The 26,282-nt window shown below is 70.3% G+C and carries 27 protein-coding genes; 20 read left to right on the top strand and 7 right to left on the bottom strand.

What is annotated here, in order from left to right:
* The first annotated feature begins 61 nt into the window (after positions 1 to 61).
* Together ACQPYZ_RS14705 and trxA are read left to right on the top strand one after the other, a co-directional pair.
* The gene (locus ACQPYZ_RS14705) at positions 62 to 430 is read left to right on the top strand and encodes a MerR family transcriptional regulator (RefSeq protein ID WP_433168422.1); all 369 of its coding nucleotides are present in this window, start codon (positions 62 to 64) and stop codon (positions 428 to 430) included.
* The gene (gene trxA / locus ACQPYZ_RS14710; RefSeq protein WP_433168424.1) at positions 427 to 759 is read left to right on the top strand and encodes a thioredoxin; all 333 of its coding nucleotides are present in this window, start codon (positions 427 to 429) and stop codon (positions 757 to 759) included. The genes ACQPYZ_RS14705 and trxA overlap by 4 nt, the downstream gene beginning before the upstream one ends.
* A 52-nt stretch (positions 760 to 811) precedes the next feature.
* Here trxA and ACQPYZ_RS14715 read toward each other — a convergent pair whose 3' ends face one another.
* Entirely contained in the window at positions 812 to 1,180 is a 369-nt protein-coding gene (locus ACQPYZ_RS14715; protein WP_433168426.1) for a VOC family protein, read from the bottom strand.
* Positions 1,181 to 1,233: 53 nt separating this feature from the next.
* Between ACQPYZ_RS14715 and ACQPYZ_RS14720 the strand changes: the two genes are divergently transcribed.
* The 9 genes from ACQPYZ_RS14720 to ACQPYZ_RS14760 all read left to right on the top strand — a co-directional run bounded on the left by ACQPYZ_RS14720 (position 1,234) and on the right by ACQPYZ_RS14760 (position 9,047).
* Positions 1,234 to 1,398, top strand: a complete 165-nt coding sequence (locus tag ACQPYZ_RS14720) for a ribbon-helix-helix domain-containing protein (protein ID WP_433168428.1) — start codon at positions 1,234 to 1,236, stop codon at positions 1,396 to 1,398.
* Complete coding sequence (locus ACQPYZ_RS14725; protein ID WP_433168429.1) at positions 1,395 to 2,036, top strand: VOC family protein; 642 nt, start codon at positions 1,395 to 1,397, stop codon at positions 2,034 to 2,036. The genes ACQPYZ_RS14720 and ACQPYZ_RS14725 overlap by 4 nt, the downstream gene beginning before the upstream one ends.
* Positions 2,033 to 2,515, top strand: coding sequence for a GNAT family N-acetyltransferase (locus tag ACQPYZ_RS14730; RefSeq protein WP_433168431.1), 483 nt, complete (start codon positions 2,033 to 2,035; stop codon positions 2,513 to 2,515). Before ACQPYZ_RS14725 ends, ACQPYZ_RS14730 begins: the two co-directional genes overlap by 4 nt.
* Before the next feature lie 18 nt (positions 2,516 to 2,533).
* Positions 2,534 to 3,865, top strand: a complete 1,332-nt coding sequence (locus tag ACQPYZ_RS14735; protein WP_433168433.1) for an MFS transporter — start codon at positions 2,534 to 2,536, stop codon at positions 3,863 to 3,865.
* A gap of 27 nt (positions 3,866 to 3,892) precedes the next feature.
* Positions 3,893 to 4,717, top strand: coding sequence for a GNAT family N-acetyltransferase (locus tag ACQPYZ_RS14740; protein ID WP_433168435.1), 825 nt, complete (start codon positions 3,893 to 3,895; stop codon positions 4,715 to 4,717).
* 54 nt (positions 4,718 to 4,771) lie between these two features.
* The gene (locus tag ACQPYZ_RS14745; protein WP_433168437.1) at positions 4,772 to 6,064 is read left to right on the top strand and encodes a M14 family zinc carboxypeptidase; all 1,293 of its coding nucleotides are present in this window, start codon (positions 4,772 to 4,774) and stop codon (positions 6,062 to 6,064) included.
* A gap of 23 nt (positions 6,065 to 6,087) precedes the next feature.
* Positions 6,088 to 6,459, top strand: coding sequence for a DoxX family protein (locus ACQPYZ_RS14750; RefSeq protein ID WP_433168439.1), 372 nt, complete (start codon positions 6,088 to 6,090; stop codon positions 6,457 to 6,459).
* A 115-nt stretch (positions 6,460 to 6,574) separates the two neighbouring features.
* Positions 6,575 to 8,338 (top strand): proline--tRNA ligase, encoded by a 1,764-nt coding sequence (locus tag ACQPYZ_RS14755; RefSeq protein ID WP_433168441.1) that lies wholly within the window; start codon positions 6,575 to 6,577, stop codon positions 8,336 to 8,338.
* Between the two features lie 400 nt (positions 8,339 to 8,738).
* Entirely contained in the window at positions 8,739 to 9,047 is a 309-nt protein-coding gene (locus ACQPYZ_RS14760) for a hypothetical protein (RefSeq protein ID WP_433168443.1), read from the top strand.
* 1 nt (position 9,048) lies between these two features.
* On the opposite strand, the gene ACQPYZ_RS14765 is transcribed toward ACQPYZ_RS14760, so the two are convergent.
* Positions 9,049 to 9,849, bottom strand: coding sequence for a GNAT family N-acetyltransferase (locus ACQPYZ_RS14765; RefSeq protein WP_433168444.1), 801 nt, complete (start codon positions 9,847 to 9,849; stop codon positions 9,049 to 9,051).
* Between the two features lie 130 nt (positions 9,850 to 9,979).
* Between ACQPYZ_RS14765 and ACQPYZ_RS14770 the strand changes: the two genes are divergently transcribed.
* Entirely contained in the window at positions 9,980 to 10,756 is a 777-nt protein-coding gene (locus ACQPYZ_RS14770) for a TSUP family transporter (protein WP_433168445.1), read from the top strand.
* Here ACQPYZ_RS14770 and ACQPYZ_RS14775 read toward each other — a convergent pair whose 3' ends face one another.
* Positions 10,757 to 11,233, bottom strand: coding sequence for a GAF domain-containing protein (locus ACQPYZ_RS14775; protein ID WP_433168447.1), 477 nt, complete (start codon positions 11,231 to 11,233; stop codon positions 10,757 to 10,759). It lies immediately after the preceding gene.
* Between the two features lie 74 nt (positions 11,234 to 11,307).
* On the opposite strand from ACQPYZ_RS14775, the gene ACQPYZ_RS14780 reads away from it, so the two are divergent.
* A complete protein-coding gene (locus ACQPYZ_RS14780; protein WP_433168449.1) occupies positions 11,308 to 12,069 on the top strand; it encodes a methyltransferase domain-containing protein in 762 nt (253 codons plus the stop codon).
* Here ACQPYZ_RS14780 and ACQPYZ_RS14785 read toward each other — a convergent pair.
* Positions 12,053 to 13,246 (bottom strand): cytochrome P450, encoded by a 1,194-nt coding sequence (locus tag ACQPYZ_RS14785; protein WP_433168451.1) that lies wholly within the window; start codon positions 13,244 to 13,246, stop codon positions 12,053 to 12,055. The genes ACQPYZ_RS14780 and ACQPYZ_RS14785 overlap by 17 nt on opposite strands.
* 123 nt (positions 13,247 to 13,369) lie before the next feature.
* On the opposite strand from ACQPYZ_RS14785, the gene priA reads away from it, so the two are divergent.
* The 7 genes from priA (at position 13,370) to ACQPYZ_RS14820 (ending at position 21,468) form a co-directional block, all read left to right on the top strand.
* Positions 13,370 to 14,107: a bifunctional 1-(5-phosphoribosyl)-5-((5-phosphoribosylamino)methylideneamino)imidazole-4-carboxamide isomerase/phosphoribosylanthranilate isomerase PriA gene (gene priA / locus ACQPYZ_RS14790; protein ID WP_433168453.1), complete on the top strand. Its 738-nt coding sequence runs from the start codon at positions 13,370 to 13,372 to the stop codon at positions 14,105 to 14,107.
* Positions 14,104 to 16,395, top strand: a complete 2,292-nt coding sequence (locus tag ACQPYZ_RS14795; RefSeq protein WP_433168455.1) for an HAD-IB family hydrolase — start codon at positions 14,104 to 14,106, stop codon at positions 16,393 to 16,395. The genes priA and ACQPYZ_RS14795 overlap by 4 nt, the downstream gene beginning before the upstream one ends.
* On the top strand, positions 16,392 to 17,591 hold the full coding sequence (locus tag ACQPYZ_RS14800; RefSeq protein ID WP_433168457.1) for a zinc-dependent alcohol dehydrogenase: 1,200 nt from the start codon (positions 16,392 to 16,394) through the stop codon (positions 17,589 to 17,591). The genes ACQPYZ_RS14795 and ACQPYZ_RS14800 overlap by 4 nt, the downstream gene beginning before the upstream one ends.
* Positions 17,592 to 17,636: 45 nt before the next feature.
* Positions 17,637 to 19,217 (top strand): lactate racemase domain-containing protein, encoded by a 1,581-nt coding sequence (locus tag ACQPYZ_RS14805; RefSeq protein ID WP_433168459.1) that lies wholly within the window; start codon positions 17,637 to 17,639, stop codon positions 19,215 to 19,217.
* Positions 19,217 to 20,149, top strand: a complete 933-nt coding sequence (locus ACQPYZ_RS14810) for a lysophospholipid acyltransferase family protein (RefSeq protein WP_433168461.1) — start codon at positions 19,217 to 19,219, stop codon at positions 20,147 to 20,149. Before ACQPYZ_RS14805 ends, ACQPYZ_RS14810 begins: the two co-directional genes overlap by 1 nt.
* 90 nt (positions 20,150 to 20,239) lie before the next feature.
* Complete coding sequence (hisF, locus tag ACQPYZ_RS14815; protein ID WP_433168463.1) at positions 20,240 to 21,001, top strand: imidazole glycerol phosphate synthase subunit HisF; 762 nt, start codon at positions 20,240 to 20,242, stop codon at positions 20,999 to 21,001.
* The gene (locus tag ACQPYZ_RS14820; protein ID WP_433168465.1) at positions 20,998 to 21,468 is read left to right on the top strand and encodes a MarR family winged helix-turn-helix transcriptional regulator; all 471 of its coding nucleotides are present in this window, start codon (positions 20,998 to 21,000) and stop codon (positions 21,466 to 21,468) included. Before hisF ends, ACQPYZ_RS14820 begins: the two co-directional genes overlap by 4 nt.
* 26 nt (positions 21,469 to 21,494) lie before the next feature.
* Here the strand turns inward: ACQPYZ_RS14820 and ACQPYZ_RS14825 are convergent, their stop codons facing one another.
* From ACQPYZ_RS14825 to ACQPYZ_RS14835, 3 genes are read right to left on the bottom strand one after another with little or no spacing between them, the layout of a single operon-like run.
* The gene (locus ACQPYZ_RS14825) at positions 21,495 to 23,018 is read right to left on the bottom strand and encodes a right-handed parallel beta-helix repeat-containing protein (protein ID WP_433168467.1); all 1,524 of its coding nucleotides are present in this window, start codon (positions 23,016 to 23,018) and stop codon (positions 21,495 to 21,497) included.
* The gene (locus ACQPYZ_RS14830; protein WP_433168469.1) at positions 23,015 to 24,499 is read right to left on the bottom strand and encodes an O-antigen ligase family protein; all 1,485 of its coding nucleotides are present in this window, start codon (positions 24,497 to 24,499) and stop codon (positions 23,015 to 23,017) included. The genes ACQPYZ_RS14825 and ACQPYZ_RS14830 overlap by 4 nt, the downstream gene beginning before the upstream one ends.
* A 6-nt stretch (positions 24,500 to 24,505) precedes the next feature.
* The gene (locus ACQPYZ_RS14835; RefSeq protein WP_433168471.1) at positions 24,506 to 26,110 is read right to left on the bottom strand and encodes a Wzz/FepE/Etk N-terminal domain-containing protein; all 1,605 of its coding nucleotides are present in this window, start codon (positions 26,108 to 26,110) and stop codon (positions 24,506 to 24,508) included.
* Between the last annotated feature and the right edge of the window lie 172 nt (positions 26,111 to 26,282).

Consider the following 26,282-nt stretch of genomic DNA (forward strand, 5'->3'; position numbering starts at 1 on the left):
ACTACGCTGGCTTGACCTTGACCCTGCGGGCAAGGTTTAGCGTCGGGGTGAAGGAGGCGGGATGCGGATCAGCGATCTGGCGGCCGAGGCCGGGGTGACGGTCAAGGCGGTGCGGTACTACGAGGCGCAGGGACTGCTGAAACCACGGCGGGAAGCCAACGGGTACCGGACGTACGACGCCGGCGACGTGGTCGTCGTCCGCGAGGTGAAGGCGTTGCTGTCCCTCGGGCTGACCGCGGAGCAGACGTACCCGTTCATCGAGTGCCTGCGCGCCGGGAACGAGCGGGCGGACGTGTGCCCGGCGTCGCTGACGGCGTACCGGACCCGGATCGCCGACGTGGACCGGCGGATCGCCGAGCTGACCGAGCTGCGGGCCCGGCTGACCGACCTCCTGACCGATGCCGAGAGCTGGAGGACGAGACAACGATGAGTGGTTTGCGAACGGTCGACGAGGCAACCTTCGACGAGCAGGTGCTGAACGCCGATCAGCCGGTGCTGGTCGACTTCTGGGCTGAGTGGTGCCCGCCGTGCCACCAGATCGCGCCGGTGCTCGCCCAGATCGATGCCGAGCGCAACGACCTGACGGTGGTCAAGCTGAACTCCGACGAGAACCCGGCGATCGCCGCCCGCTACCGCGTGATGGCCCTGCCGACCCTGATGCTGTTCCACCACGGCGAGATCATCTGGTCCGTCGTCGGCGCCCGCCCCAAACACAAACTAGTCAAAGACCTCGACGAAGCCCTGCACGCCGCTGTCTGAGCAGTAGGTGGTGGCGGGTGCGCACGGCACCCGCCACCACGCGCGTGCGGACTCAGGAGTTGAACTTGTAAAGCTCCACCAGGATGCCGTGCGGCCCCGCGACGTACGCCGACGTCGTCCCCCAGTCGGTCTCGGTCGGCTCGAGCACGATTCTGCCTCCGCGGCCGCGGATCTCCTCGACGTCGGCCCGGACGTTGTCGCTGCTGAACTGCAGCAGCGTGCCTCCGTGCGCGCCGTAGTCGTCCACCATCGCGCCGGTGTGCAGCGCGATCGTCATCGCGCCGGCCTTCACCTCGGCGTACCCCTCGGCGGCGTTCCCGGAGATCTCCAGGCCGAGGACGTCGCCGAAGAACGCGGCGATCTCCTGGTTCTTGGCGGTGGTGTCGGAGAGCAGGCCGAGGTGGTCGAAGCGGAGGTTCATTCGCCGGACCCTTCCGTTGACGATTGGCTATCTAGGATGCTAGCAATATGGCCATGCCTGAGGAGAGTAACAAGAAGGCGCAGTTCAATGTGTATTTGCCGGTGGGGTTGATTCGGCGGGTGAAGCACAAGGCGATCGACGAGGGGGCGAGTCTGTCGGCGCTGGTGGAGCAGGCGTTGGCGGAGTACCTGGACAAGCACGGGGAGGCCCGAGGATGAGTGGTGTGGTGATCCGGCCGTTGCGGTTCGCGGCGAACGTCAAGGCGATGCAGGCGTTCCTTGAGGAGCTCGGCCTGCGGGCGCGGATCGAGTCCGAACGCGGCGGCTGGGCGGTGCTGTCGGCCGGTCGCGGGGCGGTGTCCCTGCACGACGCCGCCACCAGCGACAACGGCAGTCCGGCCGGGCACACGACTCTCACGTTCGAGGCGGCGGACGTCGACGCGTTGAAGGTGACCTTGGAGAACGCCGGGTACGACGACGCGACGATCTTCGACGAGGCGTTCGGCCGGGTGCTGTCCGCGGCCGGACCGGACGGCACGAAGCTGTGGATCGACGAGCGCAACCCGGACCTGTACGGCTACAAGGTCCACGAGACCCGGCCGGACGAGCGCTGGTCGGTGACGCCGTGCCTGCTCGGTGCCGACCAGGCTGCTTGGGAGCGCCTGCTCGACGTACTCGGCACCGATCAGCGGGTCCACTTCGGTGCGGGCCCGGAGTTCGCCATACGGCTCGAGTTGACGACCACCGAGGATCTGGCGGACGTAGAGCGCCGGCTGGCGGACTACCGGGTGAGTCGAGTGGGGAACCGGCTGGAGATCGTGGATCCGGACGGGCAGACGGTGGTGGTGCACGGGTGATCGAGGTACGCCGGGCCGGGATCGGCGACGTCGAGGCGGTGCGGGAGATCGGGCTGAAGACCTGGCCGGTGGCGTACGGCGGTCTGGCCTCGGAGGAGTTCGTCGTCGACGGGCTGGCGCAGTGGTGGTCGCCCGAGGTGGTCGAGCGCGGGATCCGGAACGGGATCACCCTGGTCGCCGCGGAGGGAGACCGACTCGTCGGCATGGTCGGCCTCGGCCGTGAGGGCGACTCCTGGGTGATGTGGAAGCTGTACGTGCTCCCGGATCACCAGGGCCAGGGGATCGGCAGAGCCCTTCTGGACGCCGCGGTCGCGGCCCTGCCGGAGGGTACGCCGGAGCTCCTTCTGGACGTCCTGGTCGCGAACGAGAAGGCCGTCGGCTTCTACCGCGCGTACGGGTTCGGCAATCCCGCCAGGACTCCGGACCGGGACCTCGGTGACGAGTTGATGTGGATGAGCCTTGACCTCCAGCGGGCTTGATGATGCAGAGTGCCTCGCATGACGACTGAGGCAGCGCCTGCCCGGCTGCGGGACGACCCGGACTTCCGGCGGTACTGGCTGGCCCGGGTGCTGTCGGTCATCGGGTCGATGGTCACCGCGGTCGCGCTGCCGGTGCTCGTCTACCGGCTGAGCGGGTCGACGTTCCTGACCGCTCTCACGACCGCGCTCGAGGCGGCGCCGTACCTGCTGACCGGACTGTTCGCCGGGGCGCTCTCGGATCGGTGGAACCGGCAGCGCGTGATGGTGTCGTCCGACCTGGTGAACGCGGTGCTGATCGGATCGATCCCGCTCGCGCACCTGCTCGGCGTACTGACTGTCGCCCAGGTGCTCGTGGTCGGGTTCGCGGTGCAGGCGGTCTACACCTTCTTCGACGGCGCCAACTTCGGCGCGCTGCCGGTGCTGGTGGGTCGCGCCCGGGTCGCGCAGGCGAACGCCGCGGTCTGGACCGCGTCCAGCCTGGTCGAGCTGTTCGTCCCGGCGATCGCAGGCCTGGCCCTCGCGGTGCTGAACCCGGCCAGTCTGCTCGCCCTCGACGCGTTGAGTTTCGTCGCGTCCGCGATCGCCGTCCGCGGCATCGTCCGGGCGATGTCCGAGCGCCGCGAGGGCCAGTTGCCGCTGCGGCCGCGGGTGATCTTCGCCGACATCGCCGAAGGCGTCCGGTTCCTGGTCCGGCATCCCGGCGTACGGACGATGACGATCGTCGGCAGCCTGCAGTCGTTCGCCGGCGGCGGGTTCGTCGCGCTGATGGTGGTCTGGTGCGACCGCATCCTGCACATCGGTACGTCGGGACTCCGGTTCGGGCTCGTGTGGGGTGCCTGGGGGATCGGTGGACTGATCGCGGCGGTCGGACTGCCGCGGTTGCTGAAGCGGATGCCGCCGGCCGCGATCACGCTGTACGCCCTGCCGATGTCCGCGGTGCTCGGGATCGTCACCGCGCTGGCGCCGGGGTGGATCCTGGCCGCGCTGGCGTTGCTGCTGTGGGGGTCGGCGTACGTGCTGGTGATCGTCAACTCGATCTCGTACCGGCAGCAGGTCTCGCCTGAACACCTGCTCGGCCGGGTCAACACCGCCGGCCGGATGTTGGCGTGGGGCGTCGGCTGGACCTTCGGCTCGATCGCCGGCGGCCTGCTCGGCAACCAGTACGGCGTCCGGACCGCGATGGTGGTGATGGGCGCCTTCGGGTTCGTCGCGGTCGCGGTCGCGTGGACGTCCCCGCTGCGCCGGATCGCGGCCGGCCACGACACCGACCACGACACCGACCGCGACGCCGGGCAGAACGTCCGCCACGACACCGGTGAGGACTCCGAGCGCGACCCGTTGCAGGCCTGAAAGGCGATCATCCGCTAGGTTCTGCGCGTGGGCGTACGGGTTCTCGGTCCTCGTGACCTCGCGGCGGCGCGTGCCGTGATCGCTCGCGACCCGGTCGTCAACGTGTTCGTCGACAGCCTGGTGCAGGCCTCCGGACTCGATCCGCGGCGCGGTGCGGAGGTCTGGGGGTACGTCGACAAGGGCGTCCTCGAAGCGTTGTGCCACGCGGGCGGCAACATGGTCCCGGTCGGCGCCGACGAGGCGGCCCTGCGCGCGTTCGCGGCGTACGCGCTGCGGCGCGGCCGGAACTGTTTCCAGATCCTGGGCCCGGCGCGCGCGGTGGACCTGTTGTGGACCACGCTCGAGCCGCACTGGGGACCGGCGCGCGAGGTGCGCGACAACCAGCCGTTCATGGTGGTCGACGGCCCGCCGGCGATCGAGCCCGATGCGCTGGTCCGGCCGGTCGAGCCGGTCGAACTGCCGATCCTCTACCCGGCCTGCGTGGCGATGTACACCGAGGAGGTCGGCGTACCGCCGCAGACCGGTCCGGACGGGACGTTCTACCGGTCACGGGTGGCCGAGCTGATCCGCGCCGGGCGGGCGTTCGCGCGGATCGAGGACGGCCGGGTGGTGTTCAAGGCCGAGGTGGGCTCGGTCGGGACCGGGGTCTGCCAGATCCAGGGGGTCTGGGTGGATCCGGAGTTCCGCGGCCATGGGCTGGCCGCGCCGGGGATGGCGGCGGTGGTGAATCTCGCCCGGCAGATCGCGCCGGTGGTCACGCTGTACGTGAACGCGTTCAACCGGCCGGCCCGGGCGGCGTACGAGCGGGTCGGGTTCCGGACGATCGAGACGTTCGCGACAATCCTGTTCTGAGACTGGGCGCTCACCGTGATGTGCCGGTGACCGCCGGTGCGCTTTGTTGATCAGATGCGAAGACTTGTCGTCTCACTGGGCAGCCTCGCGGTGGTCGTGGTCGCGCTCACGGCCTTCAGACCGGCCGAGGACGTCGCGTACTACCCGCTCGAGCTGCCGGCCGGGATCACCGTCGCGGACCTGATCCGGGACGGGTACGACATCGGCCACGGGACCCGGCCGACGGTCGTCGCGACGGCGGCCGAGGCCGAGCGGTTGCGGGCGCGCGGCGTCGTACTCGGAAAGACCGGCAGCGTGTATCAATCGGTGCCGCGGTCGGAGCCGGGCGGGGCGACGTACTACGGCGGCTACCGGACGACCGCGGGACACGAGCAGCACAACGCGGAGGTGGCGACCGCCCACCCGGAGCTGGTGAGGCTGCTCGACATCGGCGACTCGTGGAAGAAGACCCAAGGTCAAGGCGGGCACGACATCCAGGCGCTGTGCATCACCAAGCAGCAGGCCGGGGATTGTGCGCTCGGCACGGCGGGCAAGAAGCCGAAGTTCGTGCTGCACACGCAGATCCACGCCCGGGAGATCGTGACCGGCGAGATCGCGTACCGCTGGATCGACCTGCTGGTGACCTCGTACGGCGTGGACCCGGAGCTCACCGCGTTGCTCGACACCCGCGAGCTGTGGGTCGTGCCGATCTCCAACCCCGACGGCGTGGACGTGGTCGCGTCCAGCCCGAACCGGCCGGTGCTGCACCGCAAAAACGTCGACAACAGTGCGGGCGGGTGTCCCGCGGCCGACGCGGGTGTCGACCTGAACCGCAACTCGTCGTTCCAGTGGGACGTGCGGCAGGGCGGGCCCTGCGACGAGACGTACCCGGGCGCCAAGGCGGTGTCGGAGCCGGAGACGGTCGCGATCCAGGGGCTGCTCGAGGCGATCTTCCAGGACACCAAGGACGGGGTGAACGATCCGGCCGCCGCGAGCACGACCGGGGTGATGCTCAGTCTGCACAGCTTCGGCAACGACATCCTCGCGCCGTACAGCTTCACGAACGCGGCTGCGCCGGACCACGCCAAGCTGGTTGCCTTGGGCAAGAAGATGGGTGCGCTCACCGGGTATCCGGTGTCTACCGGGGACGGCGGCGTCGGATACCTCGCTCCGGGTGCGACGGACGACTGGCTCTACGGGACGCGCGGCGTACCGGCGTACACGTTCGAGATCGGGCCGTCGGCCGGGGCGTGCGCGGGGTTCCTGCCGGCGTACTCGTGCGTGTCGTCGACGTTCTGGCCGTTGCTGAAACCAGCGTTGGTGTACGCCGCCCGCGCGGCGGCCGCGCCGTACGGTCCGCTGCCGTGATTACCCCCGGGTAAGCTCCGCGCATGACGTCTCGGAGCAGGACCACAACCGGTTTGGCACTGCTGTTCGGCGTACTCGGGACGTTGCACTTCGCGAAGCCGCGGCCGTTCGAGCGGATCGTGCCGCGGGCGCTGCCGCGGAAGAAGGAGCTCGTGTACGTGTCCGGCGTGGCCGAGCTGGCGTGCGCGGCCGGGTTGCTGCATCCCCGGACGCGGCGGGCGGCCGGGTTGGCCAGTGCGGGCCTGCTGGTGGCCGTGTTCCCGGCGAACGTGCAGATGGCGGCCGACCTGCAGCGGAAGGGGACCGGGCCGGCGAAGGCGGTCGCGTGGGCGCGGCTGCCGATGCAGATTCCGTTGATCAGGTGGGCGCTGAAAGCGGCGCGCGAGGGCCGCTGACGCCGTCCGCCCTGCCGTGACCTGTGGATAACGTGGTGAGAGCATGCCCGCGGGGCGGATATCCTCTGTGACGTCCGTTGTTTCGTTCTTCTCTCTTTCAGGCTTGGAGACTCCCGTGATTCTGCGCATGTCGTCGATGTTCCTCCGCACCCTTCGCGAGGACCCGGCGGACGCGGAGGTCCCGAGCCACAAGCTGCTCGTCCGCGCCGGCTACATCCGGCGGGCCGCGCCCGGCATCTACACCTGGCTGCCGCTGGGTCTGCGGGTGCTGCGCAACGTCGAGCGGATCGTGCGCGAGGAGATGGACGCGATCGGCGCGCAGGAGCTCGTGTTCCCCGCGCTGCTGCCCCGTGAGCCCTACGAGGCGACCGGCCGCTGGACGGAGTACGGTCCGAACATCTTCCGGCTGAAGGACCGCAAGGGCGCCGACATGCTGCTCGGGCCGACGCACGAGGAGATGTTCACGCTGGTCGTGAAGGAGCTCTACTCGTCGTACAAGGATCTGCCGCTGTCGATCTACCAGATCCAGAACAAGTACCGCGACGAGGCCCGTCCGCGCGCCGGGGTGCTTCGCGGGCGCGAGTTCGTGATGAAGGACTCGTACTCCTTCGACGTCGACGACGACGGGCTGGCGGCGTCGTACGAGCGGCACCGCGAGGCGTACATCAAGATCTTCGACCGGCTCGGCTTCGACTACGTCATCGTCAAGGCGATGTCGGGGGCGATGGGCGGCTCGCGGTCCGAGGAGTTCCTGGCGATCGCCGAGAACGGTGAGGACACCTTCGTCCGCTCGCCGGGCGGGTACGCCGCGAACGTCGAGGCGGTCGTGGTCCCGCAGGCCGAGCCCGTGGACGCCTCCGGCGTCCCCGCGGCCGAGGTCGTGGACACCCCGGACACGCCCACGATCGACACGCTGGTGGACGCGCTGAACGCGAAGCACGCGCGCGCGGACGGTCGCGAGTGGACCGCGGCGGACACGCTGAAGAACGTGCTCGTCATGCTGGTGCACCCCGACGGGACCCGCGAGCCGCTGGCGATCGGCGTGCCGGGCGACCGGGCGATCGACGAGAAGCGGCTGGGCGCGCAGTTGGAGCCCGCCGAGGTGGTCGCGTTCGAGGAGGCGGACTTCGAGAAGTTCCCCGCGCTCGCGAAGGGCTACATCGGCCCCGGCGTGCTCGGTGCGGAGAACACGTCCAAGATCCGCTACCTGCTCGACCCGCGGGTCGCCGAGGGGTCGGCGTGGGTGACGGGTGCGGACAAGTCCGGCTTCCACGTGATCAACCTGGTGTACGGCCGCGACTTCACCGCCGACGGCACGATCCAGGCCGCCGAGGTGCGCGACGGCGACCAGGCGCCCGACGGTTCGGGTCCGCTGTCGTCGGCGCGCGGGATCGAGATGGGCCACATCTTCCAGCTCGGCCGGAAGTACGCCGACGCGCTCGACCTGAAGGTGCTGGACCAGAACGGCAAGCTCGTCACGGTCACGATGGGGTCCTACGGGGTCGGCGTCACCCGCGCGGTGGCCGCGATCGCCGAGGGCAACCACGACGAGCTCGGCCTGATCTGGCCCCGCGAGATCGCGCCCGCCGACGTCCATCTAGTGGCCACCGGCAAGGACTCCGAGGTGTTCGAGAAGGCGGCCGAGCTGGCCACCGAGCTGGAGTCCCGCGGCCTGACGGTGATGTACGACGACCGCGAGAAGGTCTCGCCGGGCGTCAAGTTCAAGGACGCCGAGCTGCTCGGCGTCCCCACCATCGCCGTCGTCGGCAAGGGCCTCGCCGAAGGCACCATCGAGGTCAAAGACCGCCGCACCGGCACCCGCACCGACGTCCCCCTCCCCGACGTCGCAGACCACCTGGTCACCGCCGTCCGCGGCTGACCCATCACACCGGTGGGCCGTTCTCCTGAGCGAGAGCGGCCCACGGTTCTGCTAGCGGGAGAACGCCGGCGCGGGCAGAGGGGATCGTGCGCACTGAACCGACCCCAGAAAAAGTCGTGGCCCCGGCGACATGACCAAAGTCAGCGGTCCACCGGGGCTTCCGGAGCAAGAGTACCACCGATGAGGAGACACCCGTGGAGCCCGGCCCACAGACCCCGCCGCCGGCCGGACCTTGGATGCAACGGTGGCTGAGCACCGCGCGCCTGGCGAAGTACCGCGCCGCGGCCGGCGGTGAACTGCAGCGCTGCGCGACGGCGAGGCGGTGGATATCAATCGTCAGCAGCGGGCGCAGTTGGAAGAGGCGTGCGCACGGGTGGGACCCGCTGGTCCGCCGGGGAAGGTGATCGCCGAGCTCACCTTCGGTTTCTGGCGCTTTCTCAGTTCGTCGGCGCACGAGAAGACGGTCTGGGTGCCGTTTCTGCATCGTGCGTATCCACCCGGCACCGATCGGAAGCGTGATGTCGACAGCAATGTGGCGACTCTCAACCGGCTCCGCAACCGGGTCGCACATCACGAACCGCTCATCGGTGAGAACCTGCCGCGGGAGACCGCGAAGGTGAGTGCATTGGCCGGACTGCTCGATCGGGAGCTCGGTGCCTATGTGGCGGCCACGTCTGAGGTGGCGGGGTTGTTGGTGAAGCGGCCGTAGGTTACGGGCGGAGCCAGATTGTCCAGCGTTCTAGGGGGCGGTAGGTGAGGCGGGTGTAGGTGGGTTGGCCGGCGTCGGAGGCGAGGAGGACGGCGGGGTCAGCGGGGTGGTGGGTGGTGGCGGCCCAGGTGAGGGCGGCGCCGGCGGAGCGGCCTCGGGCGGTGGGCATGACGGCGACGTTCTCGACCACGGTGACGCCGGCCGCGTGGTGGGCGATCGCGGTGGCGAGGGGTACGTCGCCGTCGTACCCGACCCAGACGGTGGAAGGGCTGTCGAGCAGGGTCGCGTGGTAGAGGATCCCGGGCTCGACGGGTTGGAGCTCGGGGAGTGGATAGCCCTCGATGATGACGCGTTCGGCGTCGGCGAGACCGGCCTCGTCGGTGACCTGGCGGATCTCGAGATCGGTGACCGGCGGCGTGGTCGCGGTCTCCGGGAAGCGCACCATCAGTGGGGGATGGCCGACCAGGCCGAGGCCGTGTTCGCGCAGGTCTCGCGTCGGCCAGGGACTGACGAAGAGGTACGGGACGTTATTCGGCAGCTCCCGCGCGACCTCGGCGATCACCTCGGCCGGATCGACCGGCTGCTTCTGCACGACCAGGTTGGTCAGTGGGCCGCGGTCGCCGAGGAAGCCGCCGGCCCACGCGTCGCCGTCGTACCAGGGCTTGCCCGCCCGACGGGCCGGATCAGTCGCCCAGGACGCGTGCGCGAGCACCGCCTGCCGGACGAGCGAGTCGGCCGGCGGCAGGTCCGGCTCCCAGCCGGTCGCCAGGGCCTCGTCTTCAGGGGGCAGCATGGACGCCATGCGCCCACTGTGACAGCGACCCGACGGGCGCGGAAGTGGGGTGGGTCACGTCCGCCGGTGTAAGGGTTTATCTGAATAACGGCCTTACCGGATGATGTCCGGGTGAGTGCTTTCCGCCTGGTGTGCCGCCGTGCCTGACATCTCGTTGTGGACCCTGCTCTTCCTGGTGGTCGCGGCGTTCGCGGCCGGCTGGATCGACGCGGTGGTGGGCGGCGGCGGGCTGATCCAGCTCCCGGCGATGCTGCTCGGTCTCCCGGCCGCGACCCCGGCGCAGATCCTGTCGACCAACAAGATCTCGTCCCTGTGCGGTACGACGACCAGCGCGGTCACGTTCGGCGTCAAGGTGCGGCCGGACAAGCGGACCGTGATCCCGCTGGCGATCCTGGCCGGGCTGGGATCGGCGGCGGGTGCGCTGGTCGCGACGAAGATCCCGATGTCCTGGTTCAAGCCGATCGTGCTCGTGCTGCTGATCGGAGTTGCGATCTACACGGCGATGAAGCCGTCACTGGGTGCACGGACGGCGTTACGCTTCGACGGCAGGGACCACTACCTCGCGGCCTGCGCGGTCGGCGTACTGATCGGCTTCTACGACGGCGCGGTCGGGCCGGGCACCGGGTCGTTCCTGATCTTCGCGCTGGTCGGGTTCCTCGGCTACAACTTCCTGCAGGCCAGCGCCAAGGCGAAGATCGCCAACGTCGCCACCAACCTCGGCGCGATCGGCGTCTTCGCGCTCAGTGGCGCGCCGCTGTGGATCCTCGGCCTGATCATGGGCGCGGCGAACATGCTCGGTGGCCTGCTCGGCGCCCGGACGGCGGTGGCGCGCGGCAGCCGGTTCGTCCGGATCGTCTTCCTGGTCGTCGTCTCCGCCCTCATCCTCCGGCTGGCGTACGACGTCTTCCGGGGCTGATCAGCCGTTCGTGAACGTCGGCGCCCACGGCGCGTCCGCGAGCCCGATCCGGCGGATCGCGTCGGCGGCCCGGCCGGCGAGCGCCTGCAGGTCGTCGATCTGACGCTGCGTCGCCCGGTGGTTGCGGGACCAGTAGGCGCCGATCGCGGCCACCGGGGTCGGGGAGCCGACCGGCACCATCAACAGGCTGCGGACGAACGTCGGCATGTACGCCTCGAGCGGGATCCGCTCGTCCAGCTCGATGTTCGGGACGACCGCGGGCTCGTCGTGCAGCATCGCCCAGCCGCTGATGCAGGCGGTGATCGGGAACCGCTGGCCTTTCCACAGCGGGGCGATCGCGTCCTCGTCGGCGTAGAAGCAGCGGTCCTGTTCGCGCAGTACGAAGGTCGCGCCCTGCGCCCCGGTGACCCGCCGCGCCTCGACCCGGACGATGTCGCCGACATCGGCCAGGGTCTGCGCCGCCGTGAGGTTGGTCATGTCGCCATTGTGCTGCCGCCAGCCACACCGCACCAGTACCCAGTGCCCCGCATCGGGTGACTAGTGTCCGCATCATGGTCGACTACGACGGACGGTTGAGCAGGGTGTACGCCGCGGGACGGGGGATGACCGGGGACGAGGTACGGCGGTGGACAGCTGCGTTCGCGGAGTACCTGCCGGCCGGGCGACCGCTGGCGATCCTCGACCTGGGTAGCGGGACCGGGCGGCTGACACCCGGTCTGGCCGACGCTTTCGGCGGACCGGCGTACGGCGTGGAGCCGTCGGACCGGATGCGCGTGATCGCGGAGGAGACCGCCGCGCACCCGGCCGTGACCTACCTGCGGGGCGCCGCCGAGGAGATTCCGTTGCCGGAGGCATCGGTTGACGGCGTGCTGATGTTCCTGTCGTTCCATCACTTCCGCGATCAGCCGCGGGCGCTGCGGGAGGTCCGGCGGGTGCTGAAGCCCGGGGGAGTGGCGCTTCTGCGCAGTCAGTTCGCGGACCTCATGCCGGACCTGTTCTGGTACGACTACTTCCCGTCGGCCCGGGTGGTCGACGCCGGCATGTACCTGACGGTCGAGGAGGTACGGCGGCTCGCGGAAGCGGCCGGCCTGTCGGCGGCCGACGAGCCGGTCTGGGTGGACACCGAGCAGGCACGCACTTTCAGCGAGGTCCACGAGCGGCTGAAACTGCGGGCGTTGTCGACGTTCGAGCATCTGCCCGCGGCGGAGCTCGAGGACGGCTTCAGGCGTCTGGCCGCCGACGCCGAGCGGGATCCGGACAAGGTCATGCCCCTTCATCCGGCGGCGATGCTCGTGCTCAGCCGTCCCAGGTGACGTTGAGCGCGGACGGTTTGCGGAAGACGAGGCCGCGTGGGGGCGGTGAGTCCGGCGCGAGGCGGAGACCCGGGAGGTCGAGCAGGGCGTCGACCGCGGTCTGGGCTTCCAGGCGGGTCAGGTGCATGCCCAGGCAGATGTGCGGGCCGCTGGCGAACGCGAGATGGCGCCGGGCGTTGGCTCGTCGTACGTCGAAGGTGTCGGGCGCCGGGAAGACGTCCGGATCGCGGCCCGCACCGGCCAGTGAGACCGTGACCAGATCGCCCTTCCGGATCTGGGCGCCGGCCAGGTCGACGTCGCGCGTGGCGTAGCGGTCGACGACGGCGGCGGCCGGCTCCAGGCGGAGGGATTCCTCGAGTGCGTTGGGCAGCAGCGTGCGGTCGGCGAGCACGAGGTCCAGCTGGTCGCGGTGGTTGAGGAGATGCCAGAGGGCGTTGGTGATCATGCCCTCGGTGGTTTCGATGCCGCCGAACATGAGTACGGCGGCGTTCGCGACCACCTCGTCGACGCCGAGACCGGCGTGCGCGGCCGCGGCGATGAGGGAGTCGGCGGAGTCGATGCCGGAGGCAACATGTGCGTGGAGTTGGGCGAAGGCTGCGGCGCCGTCTTCGGTCACCGGGCGTCCAGCGGAGACGCCGGTGACGGAGTCGGAGATCGCCGTGTACCAGTCGAGCACGGTCGCCGCCGAGGCCTGCGGCAGGCCGAGCGAGTACGCCACGACGGCCACCGACAACGGCCCAGCCACCGCCCGCCGGAGATCAACAACACCCGCACCAGCAACACCGCGCATTCCTGCGGAGTCAGTCGTGCGTGCGCCGTCCGCCCGGCCAACGGGTGTTGCGGGGGTGGGGTGGGTGGCGGCGATGAGGTCGTTGACGGTTTGCTGGACGAGGGTGGTGAAGCGGCGCCGGGTCTCGGCGAGGCCGAAGGGGGACTCGAACGGGTCCCGGTGTGCCTTGTGCGCGGCGCCGTCCAGCGAGAGCATCGACGGCCCGACGACCTGCGCGGTGGAGAACCGCGGATCGTCGACCGTGAACGCCTCCGGGTCCCGCATCACCGCGAGCGCGAGCCCGCGGCTCGCCACGACCCAGCTGTTCAGCGCCTCCACCCACCCGATCGGCCGCAGTGCCGCGAGCGCCGGGTGCGGGTCCGTCTCGAGCTCCTCCAGGGTGACCATTCCGCCACCCTAAATCGTGCAGACCACCGGCCAGGGTGGTATTGCTGAGACAGATCGGATCACAACGACTCAGCAGGGCAGCGGGTTACGGGCGCGGAACCGCCGCCATCTAGGGTGTGCCACATGTCTGAGAACCTGGTGCTGCTGCCTGCCGTCGACGTGGCGGACGGGCAGGCGGTCCGGCTGGTGCAAGGGGAGGCCGGCAGCGAGACGTCGTACGGCGACCCGCTGGCCGCAGCGATGGCCTGGCAGGAAGCCGGCGCGGAGTGGATCCACCTGGTCGACCTGGACGCGGCCTTCGGCCGGGGCTCGAACCGTGAGCTGCTCGCCGACGTTACCGGCAAGCTGGACGTCCAGGTCGAGCTGTCCGGCGGCATCCGCGACGACGACTCGCTCGAGGCCGCGCTGGGGACCGGCGCACGACGGGTCAACATCGGCACCGCCGCGCTCGAGGACCCGGAGTGGTGCGACCGGATCATCCAGCGGTACGGCGACCGGGTCGCGATCGGGCTCGACGTCCGGGGCCGGACCCTGGCGGCCCGCGGCTGGACCAAGGAGGGCGGCGACCTGTACGAGGTGCTCGAGCGCCTGGAAGCGGCCGGCTGCGAGCGGTACGTCGTCACCGACGTGACCAAGGACGGCATGCTCCAGGGCCCCAACCTCGACCTGTACCGCGACCTGTGCGCGCGCACCGACAAGCCGATCATCGCCTCCGGCGGCGTCTCCAGCCTGGACGACCTGAGGGCGTTGAGCACGCTGGTCAACAGCGGCGTCGAGGGCGTCATCGTGGGTAAGGCTCTGTACGCCGGCGCGTTCACCCTGGAAGAGGCACTCGAGCTCACGCGTGGAGGCGACAAGTGAGTCTGGCCGACAAGCTCAAGGACAAGAAGGTCCTGGTTACCGGCGTCACCGGGTTCGTCGGTGAGGCGCTGCTGCACCGGATCCTCGGCGACCTGCCGGGCACCACGGTCGCGGCGATCATCCGCCCGAAGGGCTCGATGACCGGCACGGACCGGATGGCGCAGCTGCTCAAGAAGGACATCTTCAAGCCGTTCTACGGCGAGGGCACCGAGTACGCCGACGCCGAGGCGCTGACCGCGGCCCGGATCCAGGTCATCGACGGCGATCTGTCCGACGTACCGGAGCTGCCGAAGGATCTCGACATCGTCGTGCACTGCGCCGGCGACGTCAGCTTCGATCCGCCAATCCACGAGGCGTTCACGACCAACGTGCTCGGCACCAAGAGCCTGCTCGAGCGGATCGTGGAAACCCAGCGACCGGTGCACTACGTGCACATCTCGACCGCGTACACGGCCGGCCGCCGCCGCGGCGCGATCCCGGAGGCGCCGGTCGAGCACACCGTCGACTGGCGGACCGAGGCCGAGGCCGGGATGGCGATGAAGGCCCGGATCGAGGAGCAGTCCCGGTCGGCGCCGATGCTGGCGAAGTTCCGCAAGGAGGCCGAGAAGCTGCACCGCCGCGCCGGTCACCTGACCGCCGCGGCCGACACCGAGCGGCGCCGGACCGAGTGGGTCGCGAAGAAGCTGGTCGAGACCGGCACCGAGCGGGCCCGCAGCCTCGGCTGGACCGACTGCTACACCTTCACCAAGGCGCTCGGTGAGCGCGTGGTCGAGGAGTTCGCGAAGACGCTGCCGACCTCGATCGTCCGGCCGGCCATCATCGAGTCCGCGGTGCAGAGCCCGCACCCGGGCTGGATCGAGGGCTTCAAGATGGCCGAGCCGCTGATCCTCGCCTACGGCCGCGGCGAGCTGCCCGAGTTCCCGGCCAGCCCGGACTCGGTGATCGAGATCATCCCGGTCGACCACGTGGTCGGCGCGATCTGCGCGGTGATGGCGACCGAGCCGGAGCTGAGCAAGCCGGAGTACTACCACATCGGCTCCGGCGCCCGGAACCCGCTGACCTTCGAGCAGCTGTACGCCGGCGTGCGCGCGTACTTCTCCAAGCACCCGTTCGACCTGGGCGAGCGCGGCGCGGTCCGGCTGCCGGTGTGGAAGTTCCCCGGCGGCGACTCGGTCGAGAGCATGCTCCGGTACGGCGAACGCGCGCACAAGATCGCCGACAAGATCATCACCACCGTCCCGCGTGGCGAGCGGACCCGGAAGTACGCCCGCGAGCTCGACGTACAGAAGCGCCGGCTGGACTTCCTCCGCCGCTACATGGACCTGTACTCCGAGTACGCGCAGGCCGAGCTGCAGTTCGTCGACGACAACGTGCTGGCGCTGCACAACGCGCTCGAGGGCGACGACCGGGAGAAGTTCGCCTGCGACACCTCCGTGGTCGACTGGCAGCACTACCTGCAGGAAGTGCACTGCCCGAGCGTGACCGACTCGCTCCGCCGGCTGGACGTGGTCCGGAAGAAGCGGAACAAGGCGCTGGCCGAGTCCGCCGGCGTACTCAAGAAGGTGGAACCGCAGCAGGACGGCGAGGTGATCGCGGCCTTCGACATGGACGGCACGCTGCTGTCCTCGAACGTGATCGAGACCTACCTGTGGATGCGGCTGCCCGAGCTCGACAGCCACCAGCGGATCGGTGAGATCGGCTCGATGCTGCGCCGGCTGCCGAAGCTGATCTCGGCCGAGCGGAAGGACCGCGGCACGTTCCTGCGGACGATCTACCGCCGCTACGAGGGCGCCGAGCTCGAGGAGCTGAACCGGATCGTCGACGAACTGCTCGCCGAGCACGTCCTCGAGCGGCTCAGCGGGGACGCCGTACGCCGGATCCGCGAGCACCGCGCGGCCGGGCACAAGACGATCCTGATCACCGGTGCGATCCGGCCGCTGACCCGGCCGCTGGAGCCGTTGTTCGACGAGATCGTGGCGGCCGAGCTGGCCGTCGACGACCGCGGCCGGTGCACCGGGTTCCTGTCCGGGCCCCCGTTGGTGGGCGAGTCCCGGGCGGCGTGGATCAAGCACCGCGCCCGCGGCACGGCCATCGACCTGTCCAAGTCGTACGCGTATGCCGACAGCCACTCGGACCTGCCGATGCTGTCGGTGGTCGGCAACCCGGTCGCAGTCTCGCCGGACGTCTCGCTGTTCCGGGCCGCCCGGGCCGCGCGCTGGCAGATCGTCGACTGGAAGACCCCGTCCACCTCGTCCCGTCTGGAGCTGCCTGGGGTGAACGCCCGATGATGCTCGCTCTCGAGATGTACCGGTCGCCGGCGAAGTACCTGGCGGCCAAGGCGGTCGGCGGCCGGATCCCCGGCATCCTGACCGGTCCGGCCGCGCCGCTGCGGCTGGTGACCATCAACGAGCCGAAGGCCGACCGGGAGGGCTGGGCGCGGATCCGCCCGATCCTGTCCGGCATCTGCGGCTCCGACCTCGGCATGGTGACCGGCAGCACGAAGATGTACTTCTCCGCGCTGGTGTCGATGCCGTTCGTGCCGGGCCACGAGATCGTCGGCGAACTCCTCGACGACTGTGAAGACCTGCCGGCCGGGACCCGGGTCGTGATGGACTCGGTGCTCACCTGCGCCGCCCGCGGCGTCGAGCCGTGCGTGAACTGCGCGTCCGGCGCGACCAACCGCTGTGACCGGATCACGGTCGGCCACGTGACGCCCGGTCTGCAGACCGGATTCTGCAGCGACACCGGTGGCGGCTGGGGCAAATTGATGGTCGCGCATCGCAGCCAGCTGTACGCCGTACCGGACGGGCTGAGCGACGAGCGTGCGGTGCTCACGGAGCCGCTGGCCGGCGCAGTGCACGCCGCGTTGCGGGCCAAGGTCGAGCCGGGCCAGTCGGTGCTGGTGAGTGGTGCGGGCGCGGTCGGCCTGTTCGCCACCCTCGCCCTGCGTGAGCTGACGCAGGCCGGCCGGATCACCGTGGTCGCGAAGCACGCCAAGCAGCGCGAGCTCGCCCGGGCGTTCGGGGCCAGCGACGTGGTGGCGCCGGACGAGGTGTTCCGCGGAGTCCGCCGGTCGACGGGCGCGTTCCGCCTCAAGCCGGAGCTCGGCGCCAAGGAGTTCCTGCTCGGCGGGGTCGACATCGCCGTGGATGCGGTCGGCAGCAAGGACTCGATCGACACCGTCCTGCGGGTGACCAAGGCCGGTGGCCGGGTGGTGCTGTCCGGGATGCCGGCCAGTGGCGCCGACCTGTCACCGGTGTGGTTCCGCGAGCTCGAGCTGACCGGCACCTACGCCTCCGCGCGGGAGGAGCCGAACGACCGGCCGGCTTTCGAGACCGCGCTGGAGCTGGCCGCGAAGGCCCCGCTGGACGGGATCGTCGGGGCCCGCTACCCGCTGTACCGCTGGCGCGAGGCGATCGACCACGCGCACTCGGCCGGCCGACTGGGCACGGTCAAGGTTGCTTTCGATGTGAGGGCCTCATGAGGGCCGCGGCACACGCGCCGTACGTACGACGAGAGAGGTTCTGACATGTCTCGGCCAGGTTTCGTGCTTGAGGTGGACGACCGGACGCCGCCGCTGATCGTGCACTCGGGGGAGGGCTTCCAGCTGGAGCGCTTCCCGCTCGGCACCCGGGTGGTGTACCCGCCGGAGGCGCTGCCGCCGGTGCGGGACGTCGAGGAGGCGATCCAGAACGCGCTGCTGCACCCGATCGAGTCCGAGCCGCTGCCGGAGCTGCTCCGGCCGGGGATGCGGCTGACGATCGCGTTCGACGACATCTCGCTGCCGCTGCCGCCGATGCGGAAGCCGGACATCCGGCAGCGGATCATCGAGGCCGTGCTGACGCTGGCGGCCGACGCGGGCGTGGACGACGTCGAGATCATCTCGGCGAACGCGCTGCACCGCCGGCTCACTCCGAACGAGTTGCGCGACATCGTCGGCGAGCGCGTGTTCCGGTCGTTCTTCCCCGACGGCAAGCTCTACAACTTCGACGCCGAGGACCGCGACAACCTGACCCACCTGGGCCAGACCCGGCACGGCGAGGACGTGGAGATCTCCAAGCGGGCGGCCGAGTCCGACCTGCTGGTGTACGTGAACGTGAACCTGGTGGCGATGGACGGCGGTCACAAGTCGACGTCGATCGGGCTGGCGTCGTACAAGTCGCTGAAGCACCACCACAACAGCCACACGATGATCCACTCGCGGTCGTTCATGGACCACAAGGCGTCGAAGATGCACCACTCCGCCTGGCGGATGGGTGAGGTGCTGACCCAGAACGTCAAGGTGTTCCAGATCGAGACCACGCTGAACAACAACATCTTCGGCGGCGGCCTGGAGTTCCTGCAGAAGCGCGAGTGGGAGTGGTCGATCAAGGACCAGGCCTCGATGCTCGCGACCAAGCGCGGGCTGGCGGCGGCGCCGGCCAAGCTGCGGCACAAGATCTTCACCGACGTGCGCGCGAACTACGAGCTCACCGGGGTGAACGCCGGCGCGATCGAGCCGGTGCACGAGAAGACCCTGGAGATGGTGCACCGCCAGCACCTGGTCGAGGTGCAGGGCCAGTCCGACGTCGGCATCATCGGCGTGCCGTACCTCGGCCCGTACAACGTCAACTCGGTGATGAACCCGATCCTGGCCGCGTGCATGGGCCTGGGCTACCACTTCAACGCCTACCGGGGGAACCCGATCGTCCGCAAGGACGGCGCGGTCATCCTCTACCACCCGGTGCCGTACGAGTTCAGCCAGCTGCACCACCCGTCGTACGTCGACTTCTTCGAGGAGGTGCTGTCGGAGTCGACCGACCCGGCCACCATCGAGGCGAAGTTCGAGAAGCAGTACGCCGAGGATCCGTGGTACATCCACCTGTACCGGACGTCGTACGCGTACCACGGCGTGCACCCGTTCTACATGTGGTACTGGATCTCGCACGCGCTGGACCACTGCGGTGACATCGTCTGGGTCGGCGCGAACCGGAAGACGGTCGAGCGGATGGGCTTCCGGTCGGCGTCGACGCTGCAGGACGCGCTCGAGATGGTCAGCCACTCGGTCGGCCGGTCGCCGTCGATCACGTACCTGCACAACCCGCCGCACCTGCTCGCGGACGTGCGCTGATGGGGACGAGCCTGGTCAAGTTCGGCCGCGACACCGCGCGGGACGTGAAGCAGGTCGCGCGCGGGTGGCGGTGGGGCCGGCGGCCGCAGGTGCCGCGGTCGGCCGAGCCGTACGTGATCCCGAAGGAGACCTCGGTCTTCCCGACGAAGTGGGCCCGCACCCCGGCCGCGATCGCGGTCCGCGACCTGATCCAGAAGGGCCCGCTGTCGGCCGTCCTGCGGTTCGAGGTCAATCCGCGGGTCAGCGGGCTGGACTCGCTGCTCAAGGTGAACGGCCCGGCGCTGATCGTCGCGAACCACTCGTCGCACCTGGACACCCCGCTGATCCTGTGCACGCTGCCGGACGCGATGCGGCGCAAGACCGCCTTCGCGGCCGCGGCGGACTACTTCTTCGACACCTGGTGGCGGGCCACCACGTCGGCGATCGTGTTCAACACGTTCCCGATCGAGCGCCGCGGCGGCAACCTGAGCTCGACGCCGGGCGACCTGCTCGAGCAGGGCTGGAACGTGGTCGTGTTCCCGGAGGGCACCCGCTCGCCGGACGGCTGGATCCAGCGGTTCCGGATGGGCGCGGCGTACCTGGCCGTCGAGCACGGCGTGCCGGTGATCCCGGTCGGCATCAAGGGCTCGTTCGCCGCGATGCCGCGCGGGCGGGGCTGGCCGGTGCCCGGCCGCCCGACGGTCGCGGTTCGGTACGGCGACCCGCTGACGCCGGCCGAGGGCGAGAGCCCGCGCGAGTTCGCGCCGAAGATCGCTGCCGCGGTGTCGGCGTTGCTGGACGAGGAGTCGACCACCTGGTGGGACGCCCGCCGCCGGGCCGCGGCCGGCGCGTCACCGTCCCAGTCCGGCCCGGACGCCGCGCACTGGCGCCGGGTCTGGGAGTCGACCGCGCCGATCAAGGCCGCCGGCAGCAAGCGCCGCGCCTGGAAGTGACCTGACCGAGGGGGCCGCGGGAGACCGCGGCCCCTTGGCGTGTCTGGACAGGTGCGGAGCCGGTTGGGTGTGACTCGGTACGCTGACCGCGTGAGTCTTGCCGTGCGAGTGATTCCCTGCCTGGACGTCGATGCCGGGCGGGTCGTCAAGGGTGTCAACTTCACCGATCTGCGCGACGCCGGTGACCCGGTGGAGATGGCGCAGGTGTACGACGCGGAGGGTGCCGACGAGCTCACCTTCCTCGACATCACCGCGTCCTCGGGATCGCGGGAGACGACGTACGACGTGGTCGCGCGGACCGCCGAGCAGGTGTTCATCCCGCTGACCGTCGGCGGCGGGGTCCGCGAGGCGGCCGACGTGGACCGGCTGCTCCGGGCCGGCGCGGACAAGGTCGGCATCAACACCGCCGCGATCCACCGGCCCGAGGTGATCGGCGAGATCGCCACCCGGTTCGGCAGCCAGGTGCTGGTGCTGTCCCTCGACGTACGGCGGGCCGACGACCAGCCGAGCGGGTTCGAGGTGACCACGCACGGCGGCCGGAAGTCGTCCGGCCTGGACGCGATCGCGTGGGCCCGGCAGGGGTGCGAGCTCGGTGCGGGCGAGATCCTGCTGAACTCGATGGACGCCGACGGGACCCGGCAGGGGTTCGACCTCGAGCTGATCCGAGCGGTCCGGGCGGTGGTCGACGTACCGCTGATCGCCAGCGGGGGAGCGGGAGCGCCCGAGCACTTCCCGCCCGCGGTCGAGGCCGGTGCGGACGCCGTGCTGGCCGCGAGTGTGTTCCACTTCGGCGACTTCCGGATCGCGGACGTGAAGAAGGCGTTGCGCGACGCCGGGATCGTGGTCCGGTGACCGTGCAGACCCCGGAGACGGAGCGATCAGGGCTGGTCGCCGACATCGAGCAGGAACTGTCCGCGCTGTTCCGGCGGTCGCGCTCGGCGTCGCTGCGGCTCGCGCGCCGGGTGCACCCGGACATGGACGCGGCCGGGTACGCGCTGATCTCCCAGATCGAGCTCGGTACGTCGGGCAACGGCGCGGGCGTGCGCGCCTCCGACGTCGCGCAGGCCCTCGGCCTGGACAAGTCGACCGTCTCCCGCGGCATCACCCAACTGGAGAACCTCGGCCTGATCGAACGCATCGGCGACCCCGACGACGGCCGCGCGCGCCTGCTCCGGCTGACCGACGTCGGCGCGGAGCGGTACGGCGCGATGCGGACCCTGCGGCAGACCGAGTTCCGGGCGATCCTCGACCGCTGGAACCCGGCCGACCTGGCCGACCTCGGCCGCCTCCTGTCCCGCCTCAACGACGACCTGAGCTGACCCGGCGGCTGACCGAGGCAGCGGAGTCAGCGGCGTTCGGCGCGACCGTCCACGTCGTTGCCCTGCGCGCGCCACTCGTCCCAGGTCAGCTCGGTGTCGTTCCAGGCGAAGTGGGCGCCGGCGAGCGACGGCAGGTCGTAGGTGTTGTCCTCGAAGCGGTTGTTGCTCTCGGCGTAGACCGCGGTGTCGCCGATGTCCTGGACGGCGCCGGTGAGCTCACCTGCCGCCATCGTGACGTGGTTGTGGTGCACAAGGACGTTGCGGACGACGTGCGGCCCGTGCGGCGCCGGGTCCTCGGCCTGACGGTTCCCGCTGTCGATGAGGGCGATCCCGTTCGCGTTGCCGGTGACGACGTTCCCGGTGACCTCGACGAGTCCCGTCGTACCGCCGGAGGACTGGATCTGGATGCCGGCGCCCCAGGCCCACCCCTTGGCGCGGTCGCCGTTCCCGGAGATCTCGTTGTCCCGGATGGTCGCGTCGTAGCTGATCTCGTGCTGGATGCCGGCGCCGCGGTTGCCGATGATCCGGTTCAGCGAGTACTCGGTGTGCAGGTTGCCTCCGTCGGTCCACAGGCCGGGACCGAGGTTGTCGTGCACGTAGTTGCGGGTGACCGTGTGCCGCTCGGTCCGCCAGCTCTTGCTGCCGCCGGCCTCCCAGTCCGGGGAGTAGCCGGCCACGCCGTTCGCCGCGATCTCGTTGCCGCTGACGACGGATCCGTTGCCCCAGGCCCCGAAACCGAGCTGGCCCTGGTGGTGGACGAAGTTGGCGGTGACGACGGCGTCGTCGGCCAGGCCGAGGCCGACCCCGTGGTTGTGCCGGACCTCGTTGTGATGGATCCGCCAGCCCGATCCGGACGCGTGCGGGGTGACCTGACGGCTCTCGACCGCGGCCACCTGGGCTTCGTTCGCCGCCTGCTCGAGGACGAGGTTGGCGACGGTGACGTCGTCGACCACGGCCTGGACGAGGCTGGGTGCGACCGCCTGCTCCACCAGTCGGCCGGCCGGATCGTCTCCGATCGTGATCGTGTTGGTGGCGTAGTCGGCGTGGAAGGTGCCGGAGGTGACGGCGGCCGCCTCGTTCACCCGTCGGAGCGGCTGCTTGTCCAGGAAGACGTCTTCGGCGTACGCACAGGTCGGCACGGAGTCCAGGCACTCGCCGTGGGTGCCGGGCGTCGCCGGGAGGAAACCCTTGGCCGACCACGTGCTGCCGGAGTTGTGCCAGCCGGACAGCACCTTCGAGCCGCTGATCACGGCGCCCAGGTGACCGATCAACGAGTCGCCTTCCTTCGGCACCAGCGGTTGCTCGAGGCGATGCGTGCCGGGGGAGAGGCAGTACGTCGTGCCTGCCGCGTGGGTGTCGATGATCGGCTGGAGGTCGTCGGACGGATCGACCGGGACGCCGTCACAGGATCGGGACACCGGGCCGACGGGTTCAGTCGGGCCGGCGCGCACGGATGGTGCCGACCCGGTCCGGTCGAAGGACCACGACGCGGCGAACACCGCCACCAGCACGCACCCGGCCGCAATCCACCGCCGCCGGACCGTCGTCACCGCAGACCCCGACCCGCGGCCCCACCCCGACCCGCGGCCCCACCCCGACCCGCGGCCCCACCCCGACCCGCGGTCCCCGAGTCACCCCGGCTCGCGTCCCCGGCCCCGCGCCGGCCTTCGGGGACGGCGCGGAACCACGGCCGGATCGTGGTCACGGCCACGCCGATCCCGACCGCTGTCCATAGCAGAGCCGCCACCTGAGGTCCTTCGAGCTGCGGATCGAAAATGCACGACACCAGCACGGCCGTCGTCACCATCACCGACAGCACAGCCACCTGCCGTCTGGTGTGTTCCCCTTCCCGGGCCAGCCGCCGGCAACCGGTGATCATCCGCCAGTACCAGGCCAGCCACAGCCCGATCCAGAGCGCCAGTCCGACCACGCCCATCCGGGCGAGGATGTGCAGGTGCGAGTTGTGCGGACTCCGCAGGGTGTCCTTGCCGGCGTCGTACACGCCGACCTCGGTCGCCAGGTTCTGTCCGAAGCCGGAGCCGTCGACGAGGTGGCCGTCGGTCATTTGCTTGTCGAGGATCCGCGTCCACAGCTCCTGGCGCCCCTCGACGGTGCCGCCCAGGTTGCCCGGTGTCTCCTCACCGCCGAGGCTCACCACGTTGGCGACCAACTGGGACGCCGAGAAGTCCCGGCCCTGCAGGCCGCCGAGCGGCACCTTCAACGACAGCAGCGACGCCATGCCGAGCCCGATCGTGACCACGAGCACGAGACGGACGACGAGACCCGCGCGCCGGCGCATCAGCGCCAGGCCGATGGCTCCTCCGGCCAGCACACCCAGTAGGCCGCCGCGGTTCTGGGTCGCGGCGAGCGCGATGACGGCGAGGGCCAGGAGACTCCAGCCGGCGCGGCTGCGCGGGCTGCGTTCGCCGGGCAGGAGCCACATGCAGCCGAGGACGAGCAGCGCCGCGATCGCTGCGCTCCCGGGCTTGTGCGACAGCACCGACACGGTGGTGAACGGAACCTTCGGAGCGTCCTCGGCGAGTGGTGACAGCACCACGGCGAACGGCAACCACAGCAGCAGCCACGGGACGAACCGGGACAGCTGGGAGATCAGCCGGTCCAGCAGGTCCGGCGACTTGGCGAGCGCCGCGATGACGAAGTACGCGAACAAGCAGTAGAACCAGAGCGCGGCATCGCGCAGCGCGTCCAGCTGGTAGGTGGCGACGCCGGGGACCGTGCGGATCAGCCCCCACAGAGCGAACGCGGTCAGCAGGGCGAGCACCGGCTCGTCCCTGGCCGGCACCAGGAAGTACCTCGTGGCCGCGAGCGTCGCGACCACGCCGAGCCCGAGCATCAGCTCGCCGACGTACAGCGAGCTGCCGGGCAGATGCAGGTAGGCGAAGGCCCGGTCGAACAGCAGGTAGCCGCCGAGCAGCGGACCGAGCAGCCGGCCGTAAAGCACGAAGAGGCGGCCACCGGTGTCCGGCGGCTGCAGGGCGACCGGTCGGTACTGCGCCGCGGGCGACGGCATCCCGCGTCAACCCCGGGAGACGCGCGCGTTCTTGGACGACTGGAAGGCGAACTGCCGGGTCGGTACGGCGTACTCCGGACGCCGAGCAGTCCGCGCGAGCAGCCGGCGAACGAACTTCGGCCCCCGGCCCGTCCGCCGGTAGACGTACCCGACGAGACCGGACTGGACCTGGTCCAGTTGCTCGACCATCCGGACGTGGTCCTGGATCCGTTCACCCGACTCGAGGACGACCACGGCCGCGTCGGAGTCCTGCACCAGGTCGACGGCGTTCGCCAGCCGCAAGGGCGACGGACTGTCGATCAGCACGAGCTCGAACGCCGACTTCGCCTCGGCGATCAGCTTGTCCACCGCCTCGGCGTACGCCGCACCCGTGGTCCGGCTGACGCGGACAGGACCCGCGCGAAGGACGGTGACGTCGGCGTGGAGCGGACTGGTCTCGACGCAGTCCGACACCGGCCGGCAGCCGGCGACCACCTGTTCGAAGCCGTCCGCCTGCGGGCTGCCCGGCAGCAGGAGCCCGGTGAGCGAGGCCGAGGACGCGTCGGCGTCCACCGCCAGCACCGGCGTCCCGCTCTCGGCGACCGCGAGCGCGACGTTGGCGACGACCGTACTGCGCTCGACGTCCGAGCCGGCGGAGACGAAGGCGACGGCCAGCCGGTCGTCCTTCGCGGCGCGGAGGCGTTCGACCGAACCGGCGGTGAACCGGAACGCCTCGGCCGCCGGAGACTGCGGGTCGGTCGCCACCGGCAGCGGATCGGTAGCGGTCGAGAGGTTGGACAGCAGCTGCTTCGGCCCGGCCGGCGGGATGTCGCCGATGAGCGGCGCGTCGTAGATCGCGACCGGATCGAGCCGGTCGTCGAGTCGCCGCCGGCGGGCCGCCCGGAGGTACGCGATCGCACCGCCCAGCACGAGACCGGCGGCGATGCCGATCGCGCCGGCCCGCTTGGAGTTCGCGTTGATCGGCACCTGCGGCTCGGCGGCCCACGCGATGGTCGGATGGGTGGCCAGGTCCAGTTGCAGCTGGACCAGGGTCTGGGTCCGCTGGTTCTGCAGGTCGGTCAGCTGGCCGGCGGTGCGGGTGTCCCGGATGGCCCGTTCGAGGGCGGCGACCTCGTCCGCGCCCTGAGCGGCGATCGCGGCGGACCGGGCCTCGTCGAAGGCCTGCAGGAACGCGTTCGCGCCGGTCTGCGCCACCCGGGCGCTCGGCCAGGTGAACGTCACGGCGACGATGCTTGCCCCGAACGCCCCGGGCTGGGCGCCCTCGGGCGGCGTGATCTCCAGCGACTTGCTCTCACCGGTGAAGTCGCGGATCGACAGCACCGTGTCGTTCAGGCCAGCGTTCGCGATCCGCACCGCCCGGTCGGCGACGTCCTGCGACTGCAGGAGCAGCACCTGGCTGTCGAAGTACTGCTCGCGGGAGTCGCCCTGCGCGAGGGCGCTCTGCGGCACCGTGACGGTGGCGTAGGCGCGGTAGACCTCGGTCTGCGTGAGTGAGTACCCCACTGCCGCCGCGGCCACCAGCACCGTGATGATCGCGACCATGAGCCGGTAGCGGCGCATCGCGCCGAACACGGTCGGCTCGAACCGTCCCCCTTCGATGGTGGTGGCCATCAGGCCTCACCTCAGTCCCTCCCCTGGACTTCGGTACACCGCCCCAACAACAGTGCGCCCCCTCTCCGGCGATGATAGACGGACAGTCGCCCAAAGTGACACCTTTGATCGAAAAAATCACACTCCGTAAACGAAACCGCCCAGTCTGCTGATCACTCAACCAGATGAGGAA

It is taken from the genome of Kribbella sp. CA-247076 (assembly GCF_050942445.1).
Classification (GTDB): Bacteria; Actinomycetota; Actinomycetes; order Propionibacteriales; family Kribbellaceae; genus Kribbella.